This is a genomic window from Phyllobacterium sp. (assembly GCF_037994405.1).
Taxonomy (GTDB): domain Bacteria; phylum Pseudomonadota; class Alphaproteobacteria; order Rhizobiales; family Rhizobiaceae; genus Phyllobacterium.
Genome location: NZ_JBBNAN010000270.1, coordinates 1 through 3023, shown reverse-complemented (window position 1 = coordinate 3023; position 3023 = coordinate 1). Strand labels below are relative to the sequence as shown.

Annotated in this window: 3 protein-coding genes and 1 pseudogene; 1 reads left to right on the top strand and 3 read right to left on the bottom strand. The window is 53.8% G+C overall.

Annotated elements, in window-relative coordinates:
* From AAAC48_RS14875 to AAAC48_RS14865, 3 genes and pseudogenes are all read right to left on the bottom strand, one after another.
* The coding region (locus AAAC48_RS14875) for a glycine betaine ABC transporter substrate-binding protein (protein ID WP_340654912.1) at positions 1-203 on the bottom strand (203 nt) is incomplete at its 3' end.
* 1097 nt (positions 204-1300) lie between these two features.
* A pseudogene (locus AAAC48_RS14870) lies at positions 1301-1616 on the bottom strand (MocE family 2Fe-2S type ferredoxin).
* Between the two features lie 42 nt (positions 1617-1658).
* On the bottom strand, positions 1659-2717 hold the full coding sequence (locus tag AAAC48_RS14865; RefSeq protein WP_340654911.1) for a fatty acid desaturase: 1059 nt from the start codon (positions 2715-2717) through the stop codon (positions 1659-1661).
* 152 nt (positions 2718-2869) lie between these two features.
* Here AAAC48_RS14865 and AAAC48_RS14860 point away from each other — a divergent pair.
* The coding region (locus AAAC48_RS14860) for a helix-turn-helix domain-containing protein (protein WP_340654913.1) at positions 2870-3023 on the top strand (154 nt) is incomplete at its 3' end.

Sequence of the window (3023 nt, the reverse complement as noted above, 5' to 3'; positions counted from 1 at the left end):
GGAACAGTGTCGCCAGCGACGAGTTCCGCGTCACAGCCGTAGCCTTCAGTAAGGATAATCTTGTCGAGGTTGGCCAATGCTTCCGCCGACTGCCAGTTCATGTTGGCAATGGTGACGGTGCCACATTCTGCAGCTGATGCCGATCCGGCGTAACCGAAAAGCCCCGCGGCCAGTAGAAAAGTTGAAGCGAGCAGCTTCTTCATGTTCTTTGTCTCCCACTCATTTTGACAGTTCACCCGAAAACGAATTCTAACTTGGTACTGCCTTACCCAGTCGTTCGCTTATGTGCCATTTGGCATCCTTATCCCGTCAGAATGCAATGGTTTCATTGAATAAATGCGGTATATCGCGACAAGGCCTATCGATATAACGACGCCGGGAATGATTGCGATGCCAGACGGTACATTGCTCACGTGGACATCGTAACAAACGAATGAACGAAAGATCAACGCTTTAGGCAATTTTCCTTCATCATTTCGTTCAGTTCGGACGTGTTTTCGCGTCTTGATCAAACTCACCTGCCGGCGAGATTGTCGATTAAACGACGGGTGAAGCAGGGGCCTGGAAGTGGCTTTCCCATTAGCGCCACGCTGTCTTTACGCTTGAATTTGCATGGCAATAAGCCAGGCAACGATTTTGGCATAGCTGCCATGCAAATCTGCAAGGATGAATGCAGTAAATGCGACACGGCATGGCGAATTTTCATGATCAAACTTTAGGCAGAAAGCGCATTTGATCGGCAACAATGTTTTTCTCTTCGAGGTGCAGAAATGCTCTACATTTTTAATCGCAACAACCGCGTACATATTTCGTGGAATGCCACTGAAAAGCGCAACGCACCTGCCAGCAACGCAAAGAGCGGCATCAGCTCCGCGCTGTCGTTCATCTGGACCCGCTCGGCTGGCTAATCGTCAGCCTCAGCCATTCGCTCAGGGGCCGTTGCCCCCAAGAGGCTGCGGTTTTTCCGTGCCCGTCCGATTGGGTGGGGTTAGCCGCAGCCATATCAAAAAACCGCCCTGTCCGTGATGGATCAGTGCGGTTTTTTGCCAAATTACGCATGGCTTTCTGCCGAACGGTACACTGGCAGAAGTGACGGCTCCGGTACGCAGTACCTGATCCGGAGCGGGAAGCAGGGTCTTGATCTGCTCACCCGTAAAGTTTTAACCGGACATCGTTACCGCGAGGTTATCGAGAGCTTAAGCAAATCTAAATTTTGGAACTTTCCCTGGTTTTCTGAGCCAGATCCAAGCAACGCCAGAGCCAGACGGAAGATGACGCGAATACTCGCATCAGCTAGCGATCAGGCAATTTCGATCAGAATTTGGCCATCCTCGACTCTTACCGGGTACGTCCGCAAATTGACGCAGACGGGGCACCCTTGGCGCCTGGCCGGTCCGATAATCAAAGCGTCCATTGTGCTTGGGACATTCGATGACATGATCCATCACCAGGCCGTCGGCCAGGTGAACCTGCTCATGGGTGCAAAGTCCGTCAGTCGCGAAGTATTCGTCCTCGGGCGAACGATAGATTGCGAAGGTCCTACCACCGTAATCGAAGCGGATACCATCTTCCTCCTCAATATCGTTCGCATTGCCGGCCACAATCCAGTCTTCGATGTCAACACTGCTCATTGTTTCCTCTCTTGGCGAAGCGTATCGTCACTCTGCGGGCACGGCGTGCATTGGCAGCGGACGGCGGACGTACCAGGTTGGGTCTTTCACCTGTCGCAGGACAGCGGGAATTATTTCCGCATAGCACGCCCACAGACCCTGGTAGGCAGGCGGGCACTCGCTCTTGATCATCTTGTGAAGCCTGGGGAGATTGTAGAACGGCACCATGGGGAACATGTGATGCTCGATGTGGTAATTCATGTTGATGTACATAAAGCGGAAGACCGGATTGGTTATCCAGGTGCGCGTGCTCAGGCGATGATCACGAATATCCTCCTGCATGCCGGCGTGCTGGGTGAGATTGAAAAGTTGTGCCATGAAGCCACCGTAGAAACGTGGTAGTACCACAAACAGAGCCGGGAGGATCGATTGTGCCAAAACGCAGGCAACGATAACGCCAGCGAATATTGCGACAAAGGCTCGCGACGACCAGTAGACCTTGCTCTTTTCGCCCTCCGGAATGAAATGGCGTCCCTCCTCATTGAGGCTGCCGAACGCATGACGTACAATTGAGGCGATCTGGGTCAGCCCTGACTTGATGAAGAAGAGGTCGAGGATCATGCCGGGAACATCAGGCGGGCGAGGGACGGCAATTTCCGGGTCGCGGCCAACGAACAGCGTTTCGGTGTGATGGCGCGAATGGCTCCAGCGCCAGTAATGTCCCTCATGCAAGGTCATGAAGCCATTGAGGTGATAGAGAATTTCGTTGATCCAGCGCGTCTTAAATGGAGTGCCGTGGGAAAGCTCGTGCGCATGATGATCGGACATTGAATAGACCAGTGCGTAGACAATGAAGGCCGGAACACACCACAAGGTCCCCCAGGTCAGGTAGGCTACGATCCCGGAGCCGGCAAGAAGCGCGAGCCAGGATCCAAAATGTCTGAGACCTGCGGCGTCGGTCCGCTTTATGAGCTGCTTGAACTCTTTGCGATCCACTTTGGCCGAGAACCATTCTGCCTCAACCTTTTCCTCGAAGGCATCGCCCGTTATGACCGCCGCGCCGTCGGCATTGCCCACCAAGGCATAGCTTCGAATTCCTTCGCTCATTGCGACCTCCCATAAGCGTCGCCAGGCCCGTCGCTGGCGAGCCCAAAATCTACGACCGCCGACGGGCTCGCACAATTGGGTTGAAATATTTCCTTTCAAAACATTTCTAGATCGGGGACCATGTTATGAAAGATTTATTTCATGGAGCACTCATGCATCGCCCGAACATGACCACACTTGCGAAAGAAGCCGGCGTCGGGCTCTCCACTGTCGACCGGGTGTTGAATGGCCGTGCCGAGGTTCGGGAAGAAACCGCGCGCCGCGTGCTCGATGCCGCCGAACGAATTGGGTTTTACGCCACGCCGC

Coding starts and splice junctions, on each gene's coding strand:
- AAAC48_RS14865 (WP_340654911.1), bottom strand. CDS start 2,717: ATGAGCGAAGGAATTCGAAGCTATGCCTTGGTGGGCAATGCCGACGGC.